Below are 23,241 nucleotides of genomic sequence, written 5' to 3'. Positions count from 1 at the left end.
ACTATACGAAACTCCAGCGCGAAATGCGAAACCTTTTTGAAGGCCATGCTCGTGTCCGAACCCCTGCTCGTAGTCGAGGCGGTCACCAAGACCTACCAGCGCGACGGCCAGCCCGATCACCTGGCGCTGGACGGCATCGACTGCCGGCTCGACCGCGGCGAGGTGCTGGTGGTGGTGGGGCCGTCGGGCTCGGGCAAGAGCACCTTCCTGCGCACCCTCAATGGCCTGGAGCGCATCGACAGCGGCACCATCCGCGTCGACGGCGTGTCGCTGACCGACCCGGCCACCGACGTCAATCGCTGGCGCACCGACGTGGGCATGGTGTTCCAGCACTTCAACCTGTTCCAGCACCGCACCGCGCTCGACAACGTGGCGTTGCCGCAGCGCGTGGTGCGCGGCCGCGACCGCGCCCAGGCCGAACGCTACGCGCTTGAATTGCTGGACCGGGTCGGCATGGCCGACTTCGGCCCGCGCTATCCCAGCCAGTTGTCCGGCGGCCAGCAGCAGCGCGTGGCGATCGCCCGCGCCCTGGCGATGGACCCCAAGCTGATGCTGTTCGACGAAGCCACCTCGGCGCTCGACCCCGAGACCGTCGGCGGCATCCTGGAACTGATGCGCGCCCTGGCGCGCGACGGCATGACCATGGCGGTGGTGACGCACGAGATGGGCTTTGCCCGCGACGTGGGCGACCGCGCCCTGTTCATGGACGCCGGCCGCATCGTCGAATCCGGCACTCCGGCCGAGGTCTTCGGCCAGCCGAAAGAGGCGCGCACCCGCGCCTTCCTGGAAAAGATTCTGTAGCGGGCGCGCCGCGCCGTTGGCGCCGGGCCCGCATTGCCGTTGGTTATTTGCGCATCACGCAGTCTTCGCAGCAAGCAGCACACCGCATCCGCATCAGGCAGCAACCGCATCAGGCAGCAAGCAGCAAGCAGGGCCGGCCCGGCCTGACCGGGCGCCGCCGGCACCAGGTGTACGCCCGGAACGACACACGTCTTTCATCCAGAAGGGGAAGCAAATGCTGAAAATCAAACAATGGCTGGGCGCCGCCGGCGTCGTGCTGGCCGTGGCCGCCATCGCGCAGCCGGCGCGGGCCGACGAGTTGTCGGACATCATCAAGCGCGGCGAGCTGCGGGTGGCGGTGCAGACCTCCGGCCCGCTGATGAGCTTCATGGACAAGAGCGGCAAGCGCACCGGCCTGGCGGTGGAAGTCGCCAAGCGCATGGCCGATGACCTGGGCGTCAAGCTGGTGCTGCAGGACTACGAATGGAAGGGCCTGATCCCGGCGCTGCTGTCCGGCAAGGCCGACATGGTGGCCGCCGACATGACGCCGACGCCGCAGCGCGCCGCCCAGGTGCTGTTCTCGACGCCCATGTTCTACGCCGACACCGTGGCGGTGGTGCCCAAGGACTCGCCCTACAAGTCGTATGCGGAACTGGACAAGGACGGCGTGACCGTCGGCGCGCTGGGCGCCAGCACCTACGCCGAGGTCGGCAAGAAGATGCTGCCCAAGGCCACGCTCAAGGAATTCTCGGGCGGCAGCGCGCCGGTGGGCCAGGCGCTGTCCAGCGGCCGCCTGGACGCCGGCATCATGTCACTGTCCACCGCAAACCAGTTCCTGGTGGACTTCGGCAACCTGCGGGTGCTGGACGGCGTCATGGTGCGCGAGCCGCTGGCTTTCGCGGTTGCGCCCAATGCGTTCCGGCTCAAGTTCTGGCTCGACAACTGGCAGACGCTCAAGACCGCCGACAACACGCTGCCCGAGCAGATCAAGTACTGGTATTCGACCGACTGGAAAAAAGACCACTGATAGCGCGCATCCGCCACCCTTGACCGACAGGACCTGAATGGACTGGCTCATCGACTACTACAACTGGCGCATCGTCGGCCAGTACACGGGCCAGTTCGCCACGGGCCTGGTCAACACCCTGATCGCGGCCGGCGCCAGCCTGGTGCTGTCGGTGCTCGCCGGCATTCCGCTGGCGCTGGCGCACATGTCGGCGCGGGCCTGGGTCTGGCGGCCGGTGGCGGGCTACGTGCAGTTCATTCGCTCGACGCCGCTGCTGGTGCAGATCTACCTGGTTTACTACGCGGTGCCCATGCTGGTGCCCGGCGCCAAGGGCTGGAGCGAAATGTTGCTGGGCATCCTGGCCATGACACTGCACCACGCCGCCTACATGAGCGAGATCATCCGCGTCGGCATCGAATCGGTGCCGCGCGGGCAGATCGAGGGCGCCAAGGCCTGCGGCATGAATTACCACCAGCGCTTGCGCTACGTGGTGTTGCCGCAGGCTTTCGCCAACACGCTGCCGCCCCTGCTGGGGCAGACCGCCGTGCTGATCAAGGACACCTCGCTGCTGTCGTTGATCACGGTCTTCGAACTGGTGGCCGCGGGCGTGCAGATGAACAGCGAGCGCATCGTGCCCACCGAGAGTTTCCTGACCATCGCGGCCGGCTACCTGCTGATCTACGCGGTGATGCTGCTGCTGTCGCGCGGGGTCAGCCTGTGGCTGGCGGGTCCCGCCTGGAACGCGAGGTGAGCATGCTGGATTCCTACCTGTCCACCGCCGGCGTCGTGTTGCCGTTCCTGCTCAAGGGCTTCTGGGAGACCCTGAAGATCTCGTTCGTGGCGATCATCGCCGGTTCGCTGCTGGGGTTCGTCATCGGCGTGATCCGCAGTTACCGCGTGCGCGGCCTGCACCAGTTGCTCGGGCTGTATATCCATGTGCTGCGCGGCACGCCATTCCTGGTGCAACTCTATATCTTCTACTTCGTGTTGCCCGGCACCGGGATCGCGCTGCTGCATTGGGACTCGGCCACGGCGGCCTTCGTGTCGCTGTCGGTCTACACCTCTTGCTATGTGGCGGAGATCGTTTCCGGCGCCATCCGCGCGGTGCCGCGCGGCCAGACCGAGGGCGCCATGACGCTGGGCCTGCGGCCGCTGCAGATCCTGCGGCTGGTGATCCTGCCGCAGGCCATGCGCCTGATCGTGCAGCCCATGAGCGGGGTGTACGTGATGCTGATCAAGAGCACCGCCATCCTGTCGGTGGTCGGCATCACCGAACTGACGCGCCAGGGCGAAGTGTTCATCATCACCTTCCCGGCGAAGTCGCTGTTCATCTACGGGCTGATCGCGGCCATCTATTTCCTGTATTGCTATCCCTTGCTGCGGCTGGCCACCTGGCTGGAAAAGCGCCTGACCGGCGGATTGCAGGGCGCTGGGCTGAACTGAACCAAGACCATGGCCACCGAGTACATCGACACCTACTACAAGCGCACGCTGGGCGAGGCGCAAACCTATTACGCGCCGCTGGCGGGCACGGCCGAGGCCGATGTCTGCGTGGTGGGCGCGGGCCTGGCCGGCCTGTCGACGGCGCTGGAACTGGCGCGCCGCGGCCGCGCCGTTACACTGCTGGAGGCGCGCCGCATCGCCTGGGGCGCATCCGGCCGCAATGGCGGCTCGGTGTCGCCGGCGTTCTCGGCCGGCGCCGACGCCATCCGTCGGCACGTCGACGAAGACCACTACCGCCAGCTGTACCGGCTGTCGATGGAAGGCGTGGAGATCATCCGCGACAACATCCGCGACCTGCGCATCGCCGATGCCCACAAGGTCGATGGCCGCTTGCGGGTGGTGCGCTACGAGGCCGCCGAGGCGCTGCGCCGCTATTGCGAGGACCAGCGCCGCGACTTCCAACGCGACGTGCGCCTGCTGGACCGCGCGCAGGTGCGCGAGCGCCTGCTGTCCGATGCCTACTTCCAGGGCATCGAAGACCCTGCGTCATTCCATTTTCATCCGCTCAACTATGCCCGCGCCCTGGCCCGCGAGTGCGCGCGGCTGGGCGTGCGCATCCACGAGGACTCGCCCGTCACGCAGGCGCGCCTGGATGGGGCTGTCAAGCAGCTGCGCACCGCCGCCGGCCAGGTCGACGCGCGCACCGTGGTGCTGGCCACCGGCGGCTACACCGGCGATGTGGTGCCGGCGCTGCGCCGGGCGATGCTGCCGATCGCCACGTACATCATGCTGACCGAACCGCTGGGCGACCGGGTGCGCGAGGCCATCCGCACCCAGGCCGCGATCGGCGACGACCGCCGCGCGGGCAACTATTACCGGGTGCTCGATGGCGGGCGCATCGGCTGGGGCAGTAGAATCACCACCCGTGTCGATGACCCGCCCGATCTGGCCGAGTCCCTGCGCCGCGAATTGCTCAGCGTCTATCCCCAGTTGCAGGGGCTGCGCGTCGAGACCGCGTGGTCCGGGCGCATGGCCTACGCGCGGCATCTGATGCCGCAGATCGGCAAGCTGGCGCCCGATGTCTGGTACTGCACGGCCTTTGGCGGCCATGGCATGAACACCACCGCCATCGGCGGCCGTGTCGTGGCCGAAGGGATCTCCGGCGACAGCCAGCGCTACCGGCTGTTCGAACCCTTTGGCCTGGCCTGGAACGGCGGCGCGCTGGGCACGGCGGCGGTTCAACTCACATATTGGTCTTACCAGGCGCGCGATTGGTGGCGGGAGCGGCAATCGCGGGCATGACAGGGTGTACAGATGCAAGGCAACAAACAGAGCGTGTTGGCACAACGGCTGCGAGCCCTGCGCCAGGCGCGCGATTGGACGCTCAAGCAGGCGGCGCTGGCCACCGGCGTGTCCGCGTCCACGCTCTCGAAGATCGAGAACGGCCTGCTCTCGCCCACCTATGACAACCTGATCAAGATCGCCGCCGGCCTGGAGCTGGACGTGGCCGAACTGTTCACCGCGTCGGACGCCCACATGGGCACCGGCCGCCGCAGCCTCAGCCGCCAGGGCGAGGGCCGCCAGTACGAAACCCCGTATTACGACCACCGCCTGCTCTGCACCGCGCTGTCGCACAAGCGCATGATGCCGTTCCACACCCGCGTCAAGGCGCGTTCGTTCGATGAATTCCAGGACTGGAGCCGCCACGGCGGCGAAGAATTCGTCTACGTGCTGGAAGGCGAGGTCGAGCTGTACACCGAGTTCTATGAACCGGCGCGACTGAAGGCGGGTGAGAGCTTCTATATAGACAGCCGCATGGGCCACCGCGTGATCAGCCTGAGCAAGCAGGACGCGCTGGTGCTGTGGGTGTCCACCCATGCCGATCTCGGCGAGGACTGATGCGTCGTCCCGCCTGATAAAGCGGGTCGGCTCGCCGCCCGCGCCCCGGCCCGGCCGCAACAGGGTAAAATGCGCCGCCCGGACCCGTTCCGGGCAGCCACACACCGCGCGGCAGTAGCTCAGCTGGATAGAGCACGGGCCTTCTAAGCCTGAGGTCGGGGGTTCGAGCCCCTCCTGCCGCGCCAGGATAAGCTGTGGAATCAAGTGCTTACGCGGAATTTCGGGCGGCGGACGCCGCGAATGGCGCGTCCGCGCCGGCACCGCCTGTCATGCCGCGTTGCTAGCCGAGCCGGAGCTCGAGCTGCGGTCTCACGCGTTCAGGGTCTCCTTCTATTGGCGCCGCAACAGCCTTCGTCCGTCTGGCGCCTTGGGCCATGTAAAACCCTTCCGCGTGGGGTTCCGCATCGATCGTCAATATCGTTGCGCCGCGTTTCCTGGCGGTGTCCACCGCATGGGCGAACAATGCGCGACCAAACCCTTGGCCGATCCGCTCTGGGGCGATCCACAGATTGTCCAGCGCCCACGCGCCGTTATCGGCGGCCTCCAGCGTGTAGAAGCCGATAGTGCCGGCGTCGTTTTCAGCGACGATGAACGGACGCGCATCAACCCACGCTTCCTGCGGGGTCAGATCCTCGCGCCATTTTTCGAGTTGCCGCGCCGAGTAACCCCAATGCCCCTTCGCCGCGAGCGCGAGGGAACCCAGATGAGGGATGTCTGAAAGCACGGCAGGGCGAAAGCGCATTGGTGTTGTGAAGGGTTGAAGTTGGCCGGATATAGGGTACCGCAACCCGTGCTGCCATATGCGAACGCTTCGGCATGGCAATTGCTTGCGGGTCCCCCGCCCGGCCAATGACGGCCGGCAAAACGGGAGACGACCATGTTTGCTCACAACAAACGCTTGCAGTACACCGTGCGCGTCGCGCAGACCAATCCCGGGCTGGCCAACTTGCTGTTGGAGCAGTTCGGCGGGCCTCAAGGGGAACTGGCTGCGGCGTGTAGATACTTCACGCAGGCACTGGCGGAGGACGACCCGGGGCGAAAGGACATGCTGCTCGATATCGCCACCGAGGAACTGAGTCACCTCGAAGTGATCGGTACGTTGGTGGCCATGCTCAATAAGGGGGCCAAGGGCGTGCTTGCCGAAGCCACCGAATCCGAGGCCGAGATCTACCGGCGCTTGAACGGGCCGGGAAACGATTCGCACGTTACCCAGGTGCTGTTCGGTGGCGGGCCCGCGCTGGTCAACTCCGGCGGGCAGCTTTGGAACGCCGGGTATATCGATACCATCGGCGATCCATCCGCGGACCTGCGTTCGAACATTGCCGCCGAGGCGCGGGCCAAGATCATCTATGAGCGCCTGATCAACGCTACTGACGACCCGGGCGTCAAGGAAGCGCTGGGTTTCCTGATGACGCGGGAAGTGTCGCACCAGCGCTCGTTCGAGAAGGCGCTTTATTCGATGGAGCCGAACTTCCCGCCCGGAAAGCTGCCGGGCGACCCGCGTTTTGCCAAGGTCTACTTCAACATGTCGCAGGGCGAGGGTGATACGCGTGGTTCGTGGAACAGTGACGAGAACTTCAACTACGTTTCCGAACGGGATGAGCAATGCGCGATTGACGGGGACGGGCTTGCATCGGTAGGTCTTACCGAGGATGAAACGCAGGCGCTGCAAGCCATGGTTGCCCGTACCGCGTCGGATCCCGCCGCCGACCCGGTGACGGGCACTGAGCTGGGCGACGGGAGTGCGATGGGCGACCGTACTTGACCGGTGGCGGAGCACCACGTCCCGGCCCCGCTTGAAAACAGGGAGGCCGCCGTCCCGCCAGTACGGCAGGCCGGCGGCATTCGGTATCCGTCATTCGCGCGCGGGCGGGCGCGGACCTCCGGCATGACGGCAGGCTAGTCTTGTGCCGAGCGGCGCAACGCCTGGCCTCGACCCGCATCCTTCGCTGCGTAAAGCGCGGCGTCCGCTTCCGAGAGAAGCGAAGCCAGATCTGAGCCATCTGCGGGAAAAATCGAGATGCCGACGGATGCGCCCACAGTCGCCTCTACTCCGGGGTAGGGCCGCGACAATGATCTGATCAAGTTGTTTGCGGCGGATAGCGCAGTCTCCGCATTGCTGTCGTCCATCAAAACAAAGAACTCGTCACCGCCGAAGCGCGCAATGATGTCCGATGCGCGAAACGTGGTCTTCATGCGTTGGGCGACAAACTCCAACACTGCGTCGCCCATCGCATGCCCCTGGGTGTCGTTCACGTCCTTGAAGTGATCAAGGTCGATCGCCAGTATGGCCACTTGCCGGCGCGCGCTTGCCGCGGCCGCCAGGGTTTGGCTGGCCAGCTCTCCGAACAGTACGCGATTGCAAAGTCCTGTGAGCGGATCGTGATACGCCAGCTGTTGCGCTCGCGCCAGCATGCGCGAAGTTTCTGTCAGCGCCGATCCCAGCGCGGCCGTTTCCACAAAGTGCGTCGGCGGGGCAACAAAGGTACCGCCGCGGCCGAGCTCGATGGCCGGTTCAATAAGGGCTGCGATGGATCGTTCGATTGCACGCGCCATCCATACGGCGAGCGCGACGCCAAGGCCAACAAATGCGATCCCGGCCAGAATGACCTTCGCCAGCGACGCGATAAGCTCCTCCAAAAGGAAATTCGCGGGTGCGCCCACGGCCACGGCCCACTTCCCGTCCGAGGTGTGTGTGAAGGCCGTAAAGACCGGCGCGCCTTCCTTCGTTGTGCTTTCCAGCGTGTTTTCGGCCCGATTTTCGATGGCGCGGCGAAGCGACGGAACCGCGGGGTGGCCGATGAATCGAGATTCTTCGCGTGTTCGGCCGGCGATGATGCCTTGTGAATCGAGCAATGCCGCGACCCAGCCTTCGCCAAGCGCCTGGCGACGTAATAGCCTTCCGATGGCTTCGGGGCTGATGCCGGCTTGCAAGCTGTATCGGACTTCGTTGTTTACGATTACGGGTACGCCGATGGCCACGAGATAGCGGTTCGTGGCCCGGGTGTTGAATAAATCGGTTTGCATCAAAGTGCGATCCGAGAACACCCGATCCAGCGCGCCTTGCGGCGCTGAGGCAGGGACTGCCGGGCGGGCGTAATCATGGGCCGTATTCAAGATCTGCATGCGCCGGGCGTCGACAAGCACATAGCTGTCCACGTTCTGCAATTGAGCGATCTGCCGCGCCTTCGCATGAAAACCGCGCAGGTCGCCGCGAGCCAGTTCTTCGGAGGCGGCAAGGACGTTCAGACCCGCGGTCACGCCATGGATCTCCCGCTCCCAGTCAACAGTCATGCTGCGGGCGATAGACACCGTCGCCTGGTAAATCCGCTCCTTGTGAAGGCGATAGTCTTCGTACACCGTTAGCGCGGCGACCAAGGTCGCGGGTGCCGAGCATGCCAGGCCGAGCAGGACAAGGGCTTGTCGCAGAGACAACAGTCGTAGGCTGCGGGTAAGAGTCGAGCTTTTTGCGGCCAATTTGCGGTCCGACTGTGTGACGTGGAAATGTAAATCCAGTGTAACAAGCCGCGCGGGTCCCTGTCATGGAGAGGGACGTTCGTTGAAGATCTGTGGCGCTGAGGTGAATGTGCGCTGGCGGCAGCCGCTTGCGCGGTGGCATGGAATTGCTAGTGTCCGCGCAATCCGATATCGTCGGTCACTATCGCAGGACATCTGGATGAAGCGCGCTCCCTGCCTTGCCTTTGCGTTCACGGCCCTGGCCCTCGTCGCCGCGCCACCGCGTCCGCAGGGCCATTGGGAAACCCGTTGAGGGGAATTCGCCTCCAGCAAGGACAACCTCGTCGGCATGGCCGGCATGGCGATTGCTCACCGCATGGCCATGGCTGCGAGCCGGGCGATGGGCGTCCGGCCGTCGAGCCTGGAGCGCCAAGCGCAGGGAGGTCAGGATGTCCAAGCCGATTTTTCACGCGGAGTCCGAGAGCGAGCGGCACAATGGCCAGCCGCAGGTCGATCGACCCGGGCACGATACGCCCAATCCGGATCCGGACACGGGGTCGGGCTACCCGGCGGGCGGCCAACGGCGCGAACAAGGCAAGGATGCCTATGGCCGCGGCCCGATGCAGCGCCGCCAGGCGGGCTTGCCGCCCGATCCGGAAAGCGGCGCGGGGGGGGACGAGCCGCCCGGTAAATCGCGTTGACCGTCGCCGTGTTACGTCCGGCTATCCGTCGGGCCGCCGGAGGCCCGTTGCATCGGCTGTAGCCATGCCGCGCAGCCGGCCGGCGAGGTCGTACCACTGACATACAACGCGCCGGCACCGTACAGCGACAGGCTCTCGCGCAGCGAGAGGTTTTGCACCACCCATACGCCGCCAGCGCGGTCCGTCCACACGATGCGGGCGTCGGTGCCATCCAGCGCCTGCAGCAACCCCGTGGCCGACGCGTTCGGCAACAAGGCCACCACGGTTGTGCCGTTGTCGCCGCGCAGGGGGAAGAGGTTGGCCGCGGCGGCGCCGGCCAGCGCGGCAATCAGCAGGCCGATGGAGACGTGGCGCCGGCGTGCTGGCGGGCCGCCGCCAGCGGAACGGCCGCGCCAGCCGACGAAAAACGGCAACAGGCCGAACACCGCCAGCCAGGCCAGGTCCCAGAACAAGGGCATGTCGGTGTCCATGCGGATTCGGTGAATGCCCGTGATCCAGTGCGAGAACAACGCATCGATGATGTGCCAGGCGCCGAAGCCCATCCAGAACGCCGGCCACAGCGGCCGCAGCGCGACCGCCGGCGCGTGGGCCCGCGTCCGATAGAGGATCCACAAGCCGACCGCCGCCACCACGTACATCAGGGCATGAAACAGGCCGTCCACCGCCATCTGCATGCGCAGATCTCCCAGGATGCCGGTGCGGATGGCGGACAACAGGTGATGCCACTGAAGTATCTGGTGCAGCAGGATGCCGTCGAAGAAGCCGCCCATGGCAAAGCCGAGCAGGCCGCCGGCGCGACGCACGCTGCGGCCACTGGCTTGCTCGGAAATGGGAAGGTCCATGCTGGCGCCCGCTACGCCGGGTTTTTCGGCCCGGTGCGTCGGGGCATCACGGCGGGCGTGTCGTCGGCCGGTTTGAGGATGTCGTCCTCGTCCGCGCGCGGATTCGGCGAGCCGTCGAATTGGGTCGCCTTGTGGCCCGTGGCGGGCGTGTGGCCGTGGGGGCGGGGCCGCTGGTTCGCCTGCTTCAATCCTTCTTGCACGCGGGATGAAATGTCGACCTGGTCCTCGCTGCTCGGTTCGGGCGTTTTGGGCGATGGCTGCCGTGGCGGGTCGTTATTGGGCGATGGCTTCATGGTGGATTTCCTTTGACGGGTTGGCCGGTAGTCCCTGCAAGCGGCGTGCCCGGCCGCTGCCGTGAGTCGCCCGGCATGCGGGCACGCGGCTTGCTGATGGCGCCTGCTCGTCCCTATCGACGAAGATATCCAGGAGGCCAACATGGCGAAGAAAGCAGGCAATCCCGAGCAGATTCACGACCTTCTGTACCAGGCGCTCGAAACTGAATTGGGCGGTGAACTCGTATACACCGCCGCGCTCGACTGTACGGTCGACGCCGACCTGCGCAAGGAATGGCAGGGTTACCTTGACGAGACGAAAACGCACCAGCGCGTGTTGCTGACCGTCTTTGAAGAACTGGGCCTGGACCCGGATGCGGCGGTGCCCAGCCGGGCCGTTGTGAAGCACCACGGGGAAAGCCTCGTGGCCGCCATCAAGCTCGCCAAATCGCAAGGCGACCCGGACGCGGCCCAACTGGTGGCCGCGGAATGCGTGGTGCTGGCCGAAACCAAGGATCACCAGAACTGGGAACTGATCGGCCTGGTGGCGCAGAAGACGTCAGGGCCGCAGGCCAGCGTGCTCAAGCGCGCCTACGACGCCGTTGAGAAGGATGAGGACCACCACCTCTATCACACCAAGGGCTGGGCGCGTGAGCTGTGGATCCAGGCGCTGGGCTTCCCCGCCGTCCTGCCTCCTCCGGAGGAGGCCAGGAATGTCGAAACCGCTATCGGCGCTTCCCGCGCCGAACAGGCGCGTGACAAGATGCTCTGAGTGCCCGGTTGGCGGGGTATGGCGTGGGCGCCCGGGGCCGGAAGGCGGCGATGATGGGATCAGTGGACAGGGTGCCGCGCCAGCCCTGCCGGCGGAGGGGTGCCGCGGGGCGGATTCCATGATCGGGTCTCGGCCAGGAATCCGGCCTCCCAGGCCTCGACCTTGCCGCGCCACTCCGTGATCGACTCGCCCGTGTGTCCCGGCATGGCCGCGGCACGGTAGTAGGGGCAGTCCCACAGGGTCAGTCCGTCGCGGGCGGCTTGGGCGCCCAGCTTTTGGATTTCGTCGCGATGCATTGCACTTCCCTCCAAAAGTAGGTGATATGACCGTCAGTTTTACTGAAATGGCGGATCGGCTGCAATAGTGTTGCAGTACCTGTATCCGTGGTAGGCAACGCTTACCCTTCCGTTTTGACCGTGCAACCACTCTCATGCCATCCTGTCGCCGTGTACGAGGAAGGAGGCGCGTATGGACCGCGAAGAACTCCTGGAATTGATGATCCTGACGCCGGCGCCCACGCCTTCGCTTGATGCCTGGGACAGCGTGCTCGCGATCTATGCGGGTCATCTGGAAAAGCTTGGCGCCAAGCTGGACGAAAAGGATCTCGGCCTGCTGGTCGCCAGCGGCGCGATGTTCTATCGAACCTTGTGCCAGGCCAATGCCGCGCGCTTGCAGGCGCTCGAGCGGCAGGCCGCGCAACCGTCGCGCGGCGCCAAGGACGGGCATGACGCAACCGAGCCCGCACCTAAAGGAAAAGGGCTGTAAACACAGCCCTCTCTTGCCTGCCTACATTACTCTTGTCCTCGCGCGTTGCTGGCGGTTCCAGCCGGCTTCCCATGCCAGCACCTTGGCGAGCCATTGCCCGATCGGTTCGGCGCTTCGGGCGGGCAACAGGTTGAGCCTGAGATAGGGGCAGTCGAGCTTGCTCGCTCCGCGCATCGCTGCCTTGGCCCCTTGCTTCTGGATATCCTCGTACATGGGCCTTTCCTCCACGAGAAGGGTGAACGTCCAGTGTCGGCGGGGGACCCGGCTGGGTCGAGCGTTGTTACCCGGCGAAATGTTACTGTCGCGTCCGTTTCCGGGGCCGGATCCTGCGCCCTGCCTGGTAGCGCCACTACCGGTACACCCGATTGCCTTCCCGGTGGCGTGGGGGCGGCTTAGGCTGTGGGTCTTTTCACTGGCAACGGAGAAGTCCCATGGTGACCGCGAACAGGGTGGGGCCGTCATACGGCGTCGAGATCAGCAACGGGCAAAGCCTGGTGCGATCCGATACGCGCAAGCTTGGCGCGGGAGGCGACACGGGCATGCGGCCGCACGAATTGCTCGAGAGCGCGCTGGCGGCCTGCATCTGCATGTCCATCGACATGGCCGCGCAGCGGGCCGCCATGGCGCTGCCCGCGCTGACGGTGACGGTGGCGCTCGAGCGTCTCGATCACGAAAGCGGCTTCGATGTCTCGTTGCGCTTTGCCGCGCCGCTGTCCGATGCGCAGCGCGCGCTGGCGCGCGAGGCGGTGGCGGCTTCGCCGGTCGCGCGCACCCTGGGCAAGACCGTGCGGGTGCGGCCGGCGACGGTCGACGATGCCTGAGCCGATGACTGCGGTATAGTCGGCGCCCAGGCGAAACGGGGGGAAGGATGCGCAACGTATTGATCGCGATGGTGCTGGCCGCCAGCAATCGGCCGGGCCACTTCATTTCGCGTGCGTTGCTGCCGGGTGCGTGCGCCCTCGCCATCAGCCTGCCCGCCCAGGCCCGACCGACCGAGCAGCACTGGCTGCCACGCCCGGACGGCTCGGCCATCGCCTACTACCTGCGCCAACACGATCCCGATCGCGCCGCCGACAGTCTGCTGGTGGTGGTGCAGGGGTCCGATTGCAACAGCGTGGCACACAACCATGCCGTGCGCCGGTATCTGCGGCACGTGCTGCCGCGGGCCGATCTGCTTACGGTCGACAAGTACGGCATCGATGTCTCCCTGCCGTACCGCGACGATGATGGCAGCGACCGCGCCGACTGTCCGCGGGCCTATCTGCTGCACGATAATTTCGACCAGCGCCTGCGGGACTACGCAGCCGTGATCGCGCGCTTGCGCCAGCAGGGCGGGTACCGCCGCGTGGTGGCCGTGGGCGGCAGCGAAGGCGCGGTCGTGGCCAATATGCTGGCGGCGCGAGGCGGGCTGGTGGATGCCAGCATCGCCTTCAACGGCGGCGGGCGCTGGTTCCTCGATGACGTGCTGCACAGCATCGGGACGGGCGATGCGCCGCCTGCCGAGAAGGCGCAAGCCATCGAGGGGTTCCGCGGGTTTGCGCAGGCCCTGGCGCAGGCGCCGTCTTCCGATCTGGTGGCGAGCAATCACGGACATGACTGGTGGCGCCAGGCCCTGGCGCTGGACCAGCAGGCGTTGCTGGAGCGGGTGCGCACGCCGCTGTTGATCGTTCAGGGCGGCGCGGACACGTCAGTGTCGCCGGATTCGGTGGCGCGGATGATCGATGCCCTCAAGCGCGCCGGCCGGCGCAATATCGACTATCGCTTCTATCCCGGGCTGGATCATGGCCTGCGCGAAGCGGACGGCACGCCGCGCATGGGCGAGGTGGCGGCCGACATGGCCGCGTGGCTGCGCGCGTTGCCGCCGCCCGCGCCCTGACGCCTTTCCCGCGCTTTCCCCTTTCCTACAATAGCGGCTGGCTTCAGCAGGAAAAGATCATGCCCACTCCCGAAGACATCATGCGGCACTACGACTCCGATCCGGACGAGGACCCATGGGTACGCGGCAAGCCGGCGCCGGAAGCGGTCGTCGTGGTGCCCTACGACCCCGACTGGCCGGCGCGGTATGCGCGGCTGGCGCAGGACATCGCCGCGGCGCTGGGGCCGGCCGCGCTGCGCATCGACCACGTCGGATCGACCGCGGTGCCGGGTCTGCCGGCCAAGCCGGTGGTGGACATCGACCTGGCGGTGGCCGACCCGGCCGACGAGGCCGCCTATGTGCCGGCGCTGGAGGCCATCGGCTATGTGCTGGTGATCCGCGAACCCTCGTGGCACCAGCATCGCTGCCTGCAGTTGTCGACGCCGCGGGTCAACCTGCATGTGTTCGGCCCGGACTGTCCCGAGAACATCCGCCACCGGATGTTCCGCGACTGGTTGCGCGGGCACGACGATGACCGCGACCGATATGCCCAGGCCAAGCACGCCGCGGCCGAGGGCGTGGACCAGGTCGCGGACTACAACCTGCGCAAGCAGGCCGTGCTGCGCGGCATCTACGACCGCATGTTTCGCGCGGCGGGCTTCAACTGAGGTCTTACCGGCAAAGGCCGTACAAGGTTCCCGATGTATGGACTTGAACCGGGTTTGTGCCATACTGGCCGATTCATGTCAGTCATACATTGCGGCATTCCCGCGCAATAAAAACAATGCATAACGACGATATGTATGCATCCTGGCCCCTGACCTTCGTGCGCGGCGCCGGCCCCCGCTACCGCCAGATCGCGGATTTCATCGAAGGCGCCGTGGCCGCCAACCGCATGCAGCCGGGCGACCGCCTGCCGCCGCAGCGGCGCCTGGCCCAGCACCTGGACGTGGACCTGACCACGGTGACGCGCGCCTACGCCGAGGCCGCCCAGCGCGGGCTGATCGAAGCGCGCGGGCCGCTCGGCACCTTTATTGCGCGGCCTGTCGAACAGCCGCTGCGGCAGATGCTGGACCTGGGCATGAACATGCCGCCGCTGCCGCTGGGCTGCGACCTGCAGGACCTGCTGCGGCGCGGCCTGGCCCAGGCCATGGAACGCCATGACGTCGGCGTGATGATGACCTATCACCAGGCCGGCGGCGGTCCCGCCGAACGCGAGGCCGGCGCGCAATGGCTGGCGCAGTCGGTCGAGCGGGTCGATCCGGACCGGGTGCTGGTGTGCCCCGGCGCGCAGGCGGCCCTGGCCGCCGTGATGCTGGCCTACAGCCGGCCGGGCGACGGCATCATCGCCGAGCCGCTGGTGTATCCGGGCCTCTTGACCGCGGCGCAGCAGTTGGGCCGGCGCGTGCTGGTGGCCGAGACCGACGCCGACGGCATGACCCCCGCCGGGCTGGAGCGCGCCTGCCGCGACGGCGGCCGGCTGGTCTACCTGAACCCCACGCTGCAGAATCCCACCGCCCACACCATGAGCGCGGCGCGCCGCCGCGACCTGGTGCGAGCCGCCGCGGCCCGCGGCGTGCGCATCATCGAAGACGATCCCTATTCACTGTTCCTGGACGACGCGCCGCCGGCGCTGGCCAGCCTGGCGCCGGCCTCGGTGTTCTACATCGCCACGCTGGCCAAGACCCTGACGCCCGGCCTGCGCACCGCGTTCGTGCTGAGCCCGGACGAAGACGGCCGCCGCAACGTGCTCGCGGCGATGCGCGCGTTTGCCGTGATGGCGGCGCCGCTGATGGGGGTGCTTACCACGCAATGGATCGCCAGCGGCACGGCGCGGCAGATCCTGGACGGTGTGCGCGCCGAGGCCCATGCGCGCCAGCAATTGGCGCGCCGGTTGCTGCCGGGGCCATTTCCGGCCGCGGCGGCAGGCATCCACCTGTGGCAGCCGTTGCCCAGCCTCTGGACCGCGGTCGACCTGGAACGGGTGGCGCGCGACGAAGGCCTGAGCGTGACCTCGTCGGACGCCTTCCACCAGGGGCTGGGCGCGCCCAACGCCATCCGCATCTCGCTGGGCAGCATTCCCGGGCGCGAGGCCCTGGCGCAGGCGCTGGAGCGGCTGGCCGGCCTGGTGCAGCGGCGTCCGCGCGGCCTGCGCGACGTGATCGTCTGACGCGCAAGCCGTAACATGGGCGTCATGCCTGTCTTGCCGTAACGCCTCATGTTGTTCGAGACCTTTCATTCCCTGCAGCAGACGCTGGTCGATTTCGCCCGCACCCACGCCGACTGGCTGGCGCCGATGGGATTCGCCTTCGCGTTCCTGAAGTCGCTGCCGCTGGTGGCGCTGGTGATACCGGGCACGGCGTTGCTGCTGTCGATCGGCGCCATCCTGGGGTTGGGCGACAGCGCTTTCGTGCCGGTATGGTTGGCGATCGCGATTGGCGCGGCGCTGGGCGACTGGGTGCAATATGCCTGCGGCGTGTGGTTCGGACCCGGCCTGACGCAATTGAAGCCACTGCGAAAACGCCCTGAACTCCTGCACCGCAGCACCGTGTTCATCCAGAAGTGGGGCGTGCTGAGCATCGTGCTGTGCCGCTTCTTCGGCCCCTTGCGCGCCACCGTGCCGATGATCGCCGGCATCTGCGGCATGCGCGCCGCGTCGTTCCAGGCCGCCAACTGGGCCTCGGCCTTCCTGTGGGCGGCGGCGCTGCTGCTGCCCGGCTGGTGGGGCACGCGCGCGTTCCTTTGAGCCGGCGCGCGTGGCACCGGGTCCGCGCCGTGCCGGCGGCGCGGGAGCCGCCCGCGCCGCCACGGGGCGCGCGTCAGAACAGATGGCGGACGCCGACCGAGGTCTGCAGCGTGTGCGATGCGCGGATGTCCAGGCGGTTGACGTAGGCGTACAGGTTGGTGCGCTTGGACAGGTCATGCTGGTAGCCCAGGGCCCAGCCGGTGATGTCGGAGCTGGTGGCGCGCTGGTACGACGCCATCAGCGTGCCGGCCTTGCCGGTCGGCATGCTGATGCCGGCGAGGTACGAATTGACCCGGTCGTAGCCCGCCGAAGGGCCGGTATTGGCGTTGCGCAGGTTGCCGTAGGTGCCGTGCAGCTTGATCCACTCGAAGTCGTACGAACCGGCCACTTGCAGGTTGCCGGCCGTCTTCTTGTTCGGCAGTTGCGAATTCGGATTGAGCCGCTCGTAGGTCAGCGCCGCCGCCACCGGGCCGCCGTTGTAGCGCAGGCCCGCGGTCAGCACGCGATCGTGCGCGTCGGTGGCGAAGGCCTCGCCGTCGTGCGATTCGAAGCTGTAGCCCAGCCCGGCCTGCCAGCCGCCCAGGCGCGGCGTGGCATAGAACACCGCGTTGTTGACGCGGTCGCCGGCGCCGAAGTCGCCGTCGTTGTAGCCCAGGCTGGCGTTGTTGGAAGACTGGCCCCAGCCGGTGCCGAACGGCGAGCCGACGCCGGCCCACTCGAAGCCGTAGACCCACTGGCGCCCCAGCCGCACTTCGCCGAAGCCGCCGGCCAGGCCGACGTAGGCCCAGCGGCCGAACATGCGGCCCTGCGCCTGGGTGCCGTTGTTGGCATTGAAGCCGCTCTCCAGGCGGAACACCGCCTTGTAGCCATTGCCCAGGTCCTCGGAGCCGCGCAGGCCCCAGCGCGAGCCCGATTGGTTGCCGCTTTTCTGGCGCAGGCTGGAGGCGCCGTCCTTGCGTTCGTAGGTGGTGCCCAGGTCGACCAGGCCATACAGCGTCACGCTGCTGGTTTCGGCGGCCTGGACCGGACTCAGGCATCCCAGCGCCAAGGCGGCGCCCAGGACTCGGCGGTGGCGGATGATTCTTTTCATGGTGTGATCCCCTCGATTGGTATGGCATTGGACAAAAGAAGCCCCTGCCGCCGGAGCGCCGGAGGCAAAGGATGAAGCAAGCGGTTGTCGGGGCCGGGCGCTAACGGGTCATGGCAGGGTCCCATGCGCGGGTAGCGGCGCCAGGTCCCGCGGCGCGGCCACGCACAGCGTGACGCTGGACGGATGCGCGGCCGACAGGTGCACCGTGTTCAGCGCGATGCGCTTTTCGCGGGCGTCGGCGGCCGATTCGCCGCTGTTCGGGTTGACGTCGTACTTCGGGAAGTTGCTGCTGGAGATGTCCAGGCGGATGCGGTGGCCGCGCTGGAACAGATTGCAGGTGGCGAACGGTTCGATGGTGATCTCGTAGACCTTGCCCGGCGCCAGGGGCCGCGCTTCGTCCCAGCCTTCATGGAAGCGGCAGCGGAAGATGCCGTCGGTCAGGTTCAGCGCATAGCCCTGCGGGTAGTCGGCGCTGGGCGGATAGACGTCGATCAGCTTGGCGGTGAAGTCGGTGTCGGGGCAGTCGGACGACACGTACAGCTTGACGCTCACCGGCCCGGCCACCGCCAGATCCTCCGGCAGCGGTTCGGTCTGGAACACCAGCACGTCGTCGCGCGCAGCCAGCGGCAGGCCGGGCTGGCGCACGCCGAAGAAGCGCGTGTCCTCGCGCTGGTCGAAGCCGCCGCCCTCGAACACCGGCTGGCCCGAGGTCAGCGCGCCGCCGATCGTGGGCACCGGATTGCGCGGGTCGTACTGGTAGCGCAACCGGCCCGCCGCGTCCGCCGGCGACCGTTGATCCAGGCGGCCGTTGGCGTGCAGGTAGAAGGCGGTGGCGCGGGCCTGCGGCACCGGCCAGGCGTCGGCCTGGATCCAGGCGCCGCCATGGTCGAAGCGGCCTTGCGCGTCGCGCGCGCCGCTGCCGCCGCCCATCAGGAACAGGCGCGCGGCCGGGTCCGGCGCGGCGCCCGCCGGCGCATCCCGCAGCCAGCGCTGGAACCACGCCAGCCGGAAGCCCAGCCAGTGCCGCGCCAGGTTGCCGTCGAAGGCCGCGCGCGGGCCGAATTCGGCGTCGCCGCTATGCGTGGTGTTGCGGTCGCCATGCAGCCATGGCCCCATGATGAGCCGTACCGGCGACCGGCGGCCCTGCGTCAGGCCGGCGTAGTTCTCCAGGGTGGTGCGCACGTAGGCGTCGTACCAGCTGGACATCAGCGCCACCGGGATGTCGGGAATCGCGTCGTAGTAGCCCTGGGCGTAGATGCCCAGCTGGCGCCAGGACTCGTCGAAGGTATCGGCGCGCCATTGCTCGAACAGGTAGTCCTCGTATTCGGGCACGCTGGCCAGCGGCGAATGGCCGGGACGCCACGGCATGCGCGTGAACCACTGGCGGATGTCCTCGGCCTCGAGCGCGGCCAGCACCAGCGGGTCCTGTTGCGCGGCGGGGCTCAGCTTGGCCTGCTTGTAGGCCCAGGTGGCCTGCTTCAGCTCGAACGCGCCGGATTGGCGGATGCCGCACTGGTAGCCGTTGGAAAACCCGCCCGAGTCCAGCACCATGCAGGCCAGGCCTGGCGGATTCAGGCAGGCCAGCGCCATTTGCGTGTGGGCGGCGTACGACAGGCCCATGGTGCCGATGCGGCCGTTGCACCACGGCTGTTGCATGATCCACGCCAGCGTGTCGAAGCCGTCGGGGCCTTCCGACAGGTACTTGGTGAACTGGCCTTCCGAGCCGTAGCGGCCGCGGCAGTCCTGGAACACCACGGCGAAACCGTGCGCGGTGAAATAGCGCGCCACCTCGGGCCGCGGCACGCCGAGCCGGCCGTCGATCTGCTCGGAGCGCGACACCTCCGCCTTGCCATAGGGCGTGCGCTCCAGGATCACGGGCAGCGGCGCGTCCAGGCCGGGCCGGTAGCCGGCCGGCAGGTGCACGTCGGTGGCCAGGCGCACGCCGTCGCGCATGCGCACCATCTGGTCCGCCAGCAGCGCGGCGGGAGAAACTTCGGGGGCGGTCATTTTGCTTCCTGTATGTACAGCATGGAGGTGCGTTCGAGCTTGTTGGCGCGCATGACGGTGCCGTCGCGCGCGGCCCAGAAGGCCACCGGGAAATACAGCGGCACGATGCCGACGTCGTTGAAGGCGGCCTCGGCGGCCTGGCGCAGCAGGGCGTCGCGTTGCGCCGGGTCGAACTCCACGGCGGCCCGCGCCAGCAGGCGGTCCACCACCGGGTTGGAGTAGCGCGCGCGGTTGAAGGCGCCGGTGCCGGCGGCCTTGTCGTAGGTGGCCAGCACGTTGGTCAGGCCGTTCGACGAATCGCCGGTGCTGTTGCCGTACGAGAAGATGAAGGCGCTGTACTGCTGCTTGCCGCTGGCGCCGGCATAGACGTTGTAGGGCTGGGTCACCACGCCGTTGATGCGCAGGCCGGCGCGCGCCATCATCTGCGCCAGCGCCTGGGCCAGGTCGCTGTCGCCGGCGAAGCGGTCGTTGGATGAGTGCAGCGTCAGGCCGAAGCCTTGCGGATAGCCGGCCTGGGCCAGCAGGGCGCGCGCGCCTTCCAGGTCGTAGGCGGGCGCGGGCAGGTTGGGGCTGTGGCCGCCCAGGCCCTCGGGCACCATCTGCCCGGCCGGCACGCCGGCGCCGCTGAGCAGGCGTTCGGTGATCGGGCCGCGCATGAACATCTTCGAGATCGCCTGGCGCACCCGCGCGTCCTTGAGTGGATTGACTGTCATCGGCTTGCCCTGCGCGTCGGTGACGAACGGGCTGGCGTCGCGCGCCGAGTCCAGCGCCAGGTAGATCAGGCGCGCCGACGGCGAGCGATAGAGCGTGTAGCCGGCCTTGCCCCTGAGCGTCCTGGCATCCGTCGGCGGCACGCTGTCGATCAGGTCGACCGTGCCCGACAGCAGCGCCGAGATGCGCGCCGCGTCGTTGGCGATGTAGCGGATCACCACGCGGTCGAAGTCCGGCCGCGCGCCCCAGTAGGTCTCGTTGCGCGCCAGCTCCAGGCTGTCGCCCGGCTGCCAGCGCACGAACCTGTAGGGGCCGGTGCCGATGGCCGCCACGCCGCTGTTGAAGTCTTCCGACCGCTTGCCTTGCGCGGCGTGGCGCGACAGCATGTAGACCAGCCCGATCTGCTCCATGAAGTCCGGCGTGGGCGCCTTGGTGCGGATGCGCAGGGTCAGCGGGTCGACCACCTCGACCGCGGCGATGGAGCGCACCGCGCCGCTGAAGGGCGCCGGGCTGTTGGGCACCCTGGGCGCGCGTTCCAGCGAGAACACCACGTCGTCGGCGCTGAACGGCGTGCCGTCATGGAAGCGCACGCCGGGCCGCAACCTGATCTCCCAGGTGTCGGGCGCCAGCACCCGCCACGACAGGGCCAGGCCCGGACGCATCTGCATGTTCTCGTCGGTGGAGACCAACCGTTCGAAGATGTTCTCGGCCGCGGCCTGGTTGTTGCCGGTGCGCGAGAACAGCGGGTCCATCGACGACGGTTCGCTGGAATGGCCGATGGTCAGCAGCGGCCGCGCCACGGCGGGCGCGGCGCCGGCCAGCAGCGCCAGCAGGGCCAGCGCCGCGGCGCCGCGGCGGATCGGGGTAAGCAGGGGATTCATGCGGCGGAGGTTCCTTGTGGGCGCGCGGCGCCGGCGCCGTCGAGCAGGTGACAGGCGGCCTGGTGGCCGTCGGCCGTGACGCGCAGCAGCGGTTGTTCGGTCTTGCATCGCGCCATGGCCTGCGGGCAGCGCGGATGGAAATGGCAGCCGGGCGGCGGATTCAGCGGCGACGGGATTTCGCCCTTGATGGCGTGAAAACGCCGCTTGCGGTTCGACAGCCGCGGCACTTCCTCCAGCAGGGCCTGGGTGTAGGGATGGCGCGGCGCGGCGAACACTTCGGCGGTGGGGCCCGACTCGACCACGCGGCCCAGGTACATGATGACGGTGCGGTCGCTGATGCGTCGCACCACCCCCAGGTCGTGGCTGATGAAGAGATAGGTCAGGCCCAGGTCCTGCCGCAGGTCCATGAACAGGTTCAGGATCTGCGCCTGGATCGACACGTCAAGCGCCGCGATCGACTCGTCGCAGATCAGGAAGCCGGGCTTGACCGCCAGCGCCCGGCCGATGCCCACGCGCTGGCGCTGGCCGCCCGAGAACTGGTGCGGGAAGCGGTTGCGGTAGTCCGGGTCCAGCCCCACGCGCCGCATCACCTGCACCACGTAGTCGTCGTAGTCGCGGCGCGCGATGATGCCGTTGGCCAGCGGCGCCTCGCCGATGATGTCGCGCACCCGCTTGCGCGGATTGAGCGAGGACATCGGGTCCTGGAAGATCATCTGCGTGGCCATGCGCTGCGCGTGCGCGGCGCGGCCGGTCAGGGCGGACAGTTCGCCGGCCGGCGTCTGGATGCTGCCCGTGGTGGCCGGCAGGATGCCCGCCAGCACCCGGCCCAGCGTCGACTTGCCGCAGCCGGACTCGCCCACCAGGCCGACCACTTCGCCCTGGTGGATGGTCAGGTCGACGCGGTCGACCGCGTGCACGGTGTGCGAGGCGACCTTGGCGCCCAGCAGGCCGGCCAGGCGTTCGGCGTAGTCGGGCCGCTTCACGAACAGGCGCGACACCTGGTTGGCCTGCATCAGGATCGTCGGGCTCACGAAAGGGCTCCTGTCTGGGGATGGAAACAGCGCAGGCCGCGGCCGCCGGCGGCCTCCAGCGGCGGCTGTTCGGCGCGGCAGCGCTCGGTCGCATGGCCGCAGCGCGGGTTGAAGGCACAGCCGGCCGGCAGCGCCAGCGGCGACGGCGCCATGCCGGGGATCTGGTACAGGCGGTCGCCGGTGTGCTCGTTGCTGGGCACCGAGCCGATCAGGCCGATGGTGTAGGGATGGCGCGGACGATCCAGGATGTCGTCGGTGCCGCCGGACTCGACCACGCGGCCGGCGTACATCACACAGACGCGGTCGGCCAGGCCCGCCACCACCGCCAGGTCGTGGCTGACCCACACCATGGCGGTGCCGGTCTCGGCGCACAGCTTCTGCATCTCGGCCAGGATCTGCGCCTGGATGGTGACATCCAGCGCCGTGGTGGGTTCGTCGGCGATGATCAGGTCGGGCTTGTGCAGCATGGCGATGGCGATCGCCACGCGCTGGCGCATGCCGCCCGACAGCTGGTGCGGATAGGCCTTCAGGCGCTCGGCCGGCGAGGGGATGCCGACCGCCGCCAGCGTGTCGCGGGCGCGGTCCCAGGCCGCCTTGCGGCTGCAGCGCTCGTGGCTCAGCACCGTCTCGACCATCTGGGTCTCGATGCGGAACACCGGGTTCAGCGTCATCATCGGGTCCTGGAACACCATGGCGATGCGGTTGCCGCGCAGCTGGCGCAGTTCTTCGCGCGACAGCGTCGCCAGGTCGGTGCCCTTGAACAGGATCTGGCCGCCGTCGATGCGCCCGGGCGGATCGATCAGGCCCAGGATGGAAAAGCCGGTGATGGACTTGCCCGAGCCGGACTCGCCGACCAGGCCCAGGATCTCGCCGGGATGGACGTCGAAGCTGACGTCGTCCACCGCCCGCACCAGGCCGGCGCGGGTGTGGAACCAGGTGCGCAGGTTGCGCACGGATAGGGTGGGGGTTGCCGATTGCATGGCG

26 protein-coding genes and 1 tRNA gene are annotated in these 23,241 nt (G+C 67.9%); 16 read left to right on the top strand and 11 right to left on the bottom strand.

Annotation, left to right across the window (positions count from 1 at the left end; translation table 11 throughout):
* Nucleotides 1–45: 45 nt before the first annotated feature.
* The 7 genes from AC6CR5_RS13025 (at nt 46) to AC6CR5_RS12995 (ending at nt 5,313) form a co-directional block, all read left to right on the top strand.
* A complete protein-coding gene (locus AC6CR5_RS13025) occupies nt 46–801 on the top strand; it encodes an amino acid ABC transporter ATP-binding protein (protein WP_006387541.1) in 756 nt (251 codons plus the stop codon).
* A 214-nt stretch (nt 802–1,015) separates the two neighbouring features.
* Nucleotides 1,016–1,807, top strand: a complete 792-nt coding sequence (locus tag AC6CR5_RS13020) for an ABC transporter substrate-binding protein (RefSeq protein ID WP_024069953.1) — start codon at nt 1,016–1,018, stop codon at nt 1,805–1,807.
* 37 nt (nt 1,808–1,844) lie between these two features.
* On the top strand, nt 1,845–2,537 hold the full coding sequence (locus tag AC6CR5_RS13015) for an amino acid ABC transporter permease (protein WP_006387543.1): 693 nt from the start codon (nt 1,845–1,847) through the stop codon (nt 2,535–2,537).
* 2 nt (nt 2,538–2,539) lie between these two features.
* A complete protein-coding gene (locus AC6CR5_RS13010; RefSeq protein ID WP_006387544.1) occupies nt 2,540–3,229 on the top strand; it encodes an amino acid ABC transporter permease in 690 nt (229 codons plus the stop codon).
* A gap of 9 nt (nt 3,230–3,238) precedes the next feature.
* Nucleotides 3,239–4,531 (top strand): NAD(P)/FAD-dependent oxidoreductase, encoded by a 1,293-nt coding sequence (locus tag AC6CR5_RS13005; protein WP_054473143.1) that lies wholly within the window; start codon nt 3,239–3,241, stop codon nt 4,529–4,531.
* 12 nt (nt 4,532–4,543) lie between these two features.
* Nucleotides 4,544–5,128, top strand: a complete 585-nt coding sequence (locus tag AC6CR5_RS13000; protein WP_024069949.1) for a helix-turn-helix domain-containing protein — start codon at nt 4,544–4,546, stop codon at nt 5,126–5,128.
* A 108-nt stretch (nt 5,129–5,236) separates the two neighbouring features.
* Nucleotides 5,237–5,313: transfer RNA gene (locus AC6CR5_RS12995), tRNA-Arg, on the top strand.
* Between the two features lie 95 nt (nt 5,314–5,408).
* On the opposite strand, the gene AC6CR5_RS12990 is transcribed toward AC6CR5_RS12995, so the two are convergent.
* Nucleotides 5,409–5,852 carry a GNAT family N-acetyltransferase gene (locus AC6CR5_RS12990; RefSeq protein ID WP_200221710.1) on the bottom strand — a complete coding sequence of 148 codons (444 nt, stop codon included), beginning with the start codon at nt 5,850–5,852 and terminating at the stop codon, nt 5,409–5,411.
* Between the two features lie 153 nt (nt 5,853–6,005).
* Between AC6CR5_RS12990 and AC6CR5_RS12985 the strand changes: the two genes are divergently transcribed.
* Nucleotides 6,006–6,893 carry a manganese catalase family protein gene (locus tag AC6CR5_RS12985; RefSeq protein WP_054508368.1) on the top strand — a complete coding sequence of 296 codons (888 nt, stop codon included), beginning with the start codon at nt 6,006–6,008 and terminating at the stop codon, nt 6,891–6,893.
* A 134-nt stretch (nt 6,894–7,027) separates the two neighbouring features.
* Here the strand turns inward: AC6CR5_RS12985 and AC6CR5_RS12980 are convergent, their stop codons facing one another.
* Entirely contained in the window at nt 7,028–8,506 is a 1,479-nt protein-coding gene (locus AC6CR5_RS12980; protein WP_080684434.1) for a sensor domain-containing diguanylate cyclase, read from the bottom strand.
* Nucleotides 8,507–9,033: 527 nt separating this feature from the next.
* Between AC6CR5_RS12980 and AC6CR5_RS12975 the strand changes: the two genes are divergently transcribed.
* Complete coding sequence (locus tag AC6CR5_RS12975; RefSeq protein ID WP_498085698.1) at nt 9,034–9,285, top strand: hypothetical protein; 252 nt, start codon at nt 9,034–9,036, stop codon at nt 9,283–9,285.
* A gap of 11 nt (nt 9,286–9,296) precedes the next feature.
* On the opposite strand, the gene AC6CR5_RS12970 is transcribed toward AC6CR5_RS12975, so the two are convergent.
* Together AC6CR5_RS12970 and AC6CR5_RS12965 are read right to left on the bottom strand one after the other, a co-directional pair.
* Entirely contained in the window at nt 9,297–10,127 is an 831-nt protein-coding gene (locus AC6CR5_RS12970) for a DUF2243 domain-containing protein (RefSeq protein WP_200221708.1), read from the bottom strand.
* Between the two features lie 11 nt (nt 10,128–10,138).
* Nucleotides 10,139–10,420 (bottom strand): hypothetical protein, encoded by a 282-nt coding sequence (locus AC6CR5_RS12965; protein WP_150100957.1) that lies wholly within the window; start codon nt 10,418–10,420, stop codon nt 10,139–10,141.
* 142 nt (nt 10,421–10,562) lie between these two features.
* Between AC6CR5_RS12965 and AC6CR5_RS12960 the strand changes: the two genes are divergently transcribed.
* A complete protein-coding gene (locus tag AC6CR5_RS12960; protein ID WP_045953299.1) occupies nt 10,563–11,171 on the top strand; it encodes a hypothetical protein in 609 nt (202 codons plus the stop codon).
* Between the two features lie 59 nt (nt 11,172–11,230).
* On the opposite strand, the gene AC6CR5_RS12955 is transcribed toward AC6CR5_RS12960, so the two are convergent.
* On the bottom strand, nt 11,231–11,467 hold the full coding sequence (locus tag AC6CR5_RS12955; RefSeq protein WP_020928991.1) for a CrpP-related protein: 237 nt from the start codon (nt 11,465–11,467) through the stop codon (nt 11,231–11,233).
* A 172-nt stretch (nt 11,468–11,639) separates the two neighbouring features.
* Here AC6CR5_RS12955 and AC6CR5_RS12950 point away from each other — a divergent pair, with 172 nt between their 5' ends.
* Nucleotides 11,640–11,936 (top strand): hypothetical protein, encoded by a 297-nt coding sequence (locus AC6CR5_RS12950; RefSeq protein ID WP_051429100.1) that lies wholly within the window; start codon nt 11,640–11,642, stop codon nt 11,934–11,936.
* Nucleotides 11,937–11,957: 21 nt separating this feature from the next.
* Here AC6CR5_RS12950 and AC6CR5_RS12945 read toward each other — a convergent pair whose 3' ends face one another.
* Nucleotides 11,958–12,149, bottom strand: a complete 192-nt coding sequence (locus AC6CR5_RS12945; protein WP_020928990.1) for a CrpP-related protein — start codon at nt 12,147–12,149, stop codon at nt 11,958–11,960.
* Nucleotides 12,150–12,367: 218 nt separating this feature from the next.
* Between AC6CR5_RS12945 and AC6CR5_RS12940 the strand changes: the two genes are divergently transcribed.
* From AC6CR5_RS12940 to AC6CR5_RS12920, 5 genes are all read left to right on the top strand, one after another.
* Nucleotides 12,368–12,757 (top strand): OsmC family protein, encoded by a 390-nt coding sequence (locus AC6CR5_RS12940; RefSeq protein WP_020928989.1) that lies wholly within the window; start codon nt 12,368–12,370, stop codon nt 12,755–12,757.
* 47 nt (nt 12,758–12,804) lie between these two features.
* Nucleotides 12,805–13,812 (top strand): alpha/beta hydrolase family protein, encoded by a 1,008-nt coding sequence (locus AC6CR5_RS12935; RefSeq protein WP_150100956.1) that lies wholly within the window; start codon nt 12,805–12,807, stop codon nt 13,810–13,812.
* Between the two features lie 59 nt (nt 13,813–13,871).
* Nucleotides 13,872–14,459, top strand: coding sequence for a GrpB family protein (locus AC6CR5_RS12930; RefSeq protein ID WP_006387560.1), 588 nt, complete (start codon nt 13,872–13,874; stop codon nt 14,457–14,459).
* 116 nt (nt 14,460–14,575) lie between these two features.
* Complete coding sequence (locus AC6CR5_RS12925; RefSeq protein WP_081397398.1) at nt 14,576–15,961, top strand: aminotransferase-like domain-containing protein; 1,386 nt, start codon at nt 14,576–14,578, stop codon at nt 15,959–15,961.
* 48 nt (nt 15,962–16,009) lie between these two features.
* Nucleotides 16,010–16,537 (top strand): DedA family protein, encoded by a 528-nt coding sequence (locus AC6CR5_RS12920; RefSeq protein ID WP_102964910.1) that lies wholly within the window; start codon nt 16,010–16,012, stop codon nt 16,535–16,537.
* A 73-nt stretch (nt 16,538–16,610) separates the two neighbouring features.
* Here the strand turns inward: AC6CR5_RS12920 and AC6CR5_RS12915 are convergent, their stop codons facing one another.
* From AC6CR5_RS12915 to AC6CR5_RS12895, 5 genes are all read right to left on the bottom strand, one after another.
* Nucleotides 16,611–17,627 carry a porin gene (locus AC6CR5_RS12915; RefSeq protein WP_498085697.1) on the bottom strand — a complete coding sequence of 339 codons (1,017 nt, stop codon included), beginning with the start codon at nt 17,625–17,627 and terminating at the stop codon, nt 16,611–16,613.
* Nucleotides 17,628–17,735: 108 nt separating this feature from the next.
* Entirely contained in the window at nt 17,736–19,634 is a 1,899-nt protein-coding gene (locus AC6CR5_RS12910) for a CocE/NonD family hydrolase (RefSeq protein ID WP_498085696.1), read from the bottom strand.
* A complete protein-coding gene (locus AC6CR5_RS12905; RefSeq protein ID WP_498085695.1) occupies nt 19,631–21,226 on the bottom strand; it encodes an ABC transporter substrate-binding protein in 1,596 nt (531 codons plus the stop codon). The genes AC6CR5_RS12910 and AC6CR5_RS12905 overlap by 4 nt, the downstream gene beginning before the upstream one ends.
* Nucleotides 21,223–22,257: an ABC transporter ATP-binding protein gene (locus AC6CR5_RS12900; RefSeq protein WP_150100951.1), complete on the bottom strand. Its 1,035-nt coding sequence runs from the start codon at nt 22,255–22,257 to the stop codon at nt 21,223–21,225. Before AC6CR5_RS12900 ends, AC6CR5_RS12905 begins: the two co-directional genes overlap by 4 nt.
* Nucleotides 22,254–23,237, bottom strand: a complete 984-nt coding sequence (locus AC6CR5_RS12895; protein ID WP_006387567.1) for an ABC transporter ATP-binding protein — start codon at nt 23,235–23,237, stop codon at nt 22,254–22,256. The genes AC6CR5_RS12900 and AC6CR5_RS12895 overlap by 4 nt, the downstream gene beginning before the upstream one ends.
* Between the last annotated feature and the right edge of the window lie 4 nt (nt 23,238–23,241).

It is taken from the genome of Achromobacter sp. EG18 (assembly GCF_059759395.1).
Note: the sequence above shows the minus strand (reverse complement) of the source record. Positions and strands in the feature narration are given on the sequence as shown.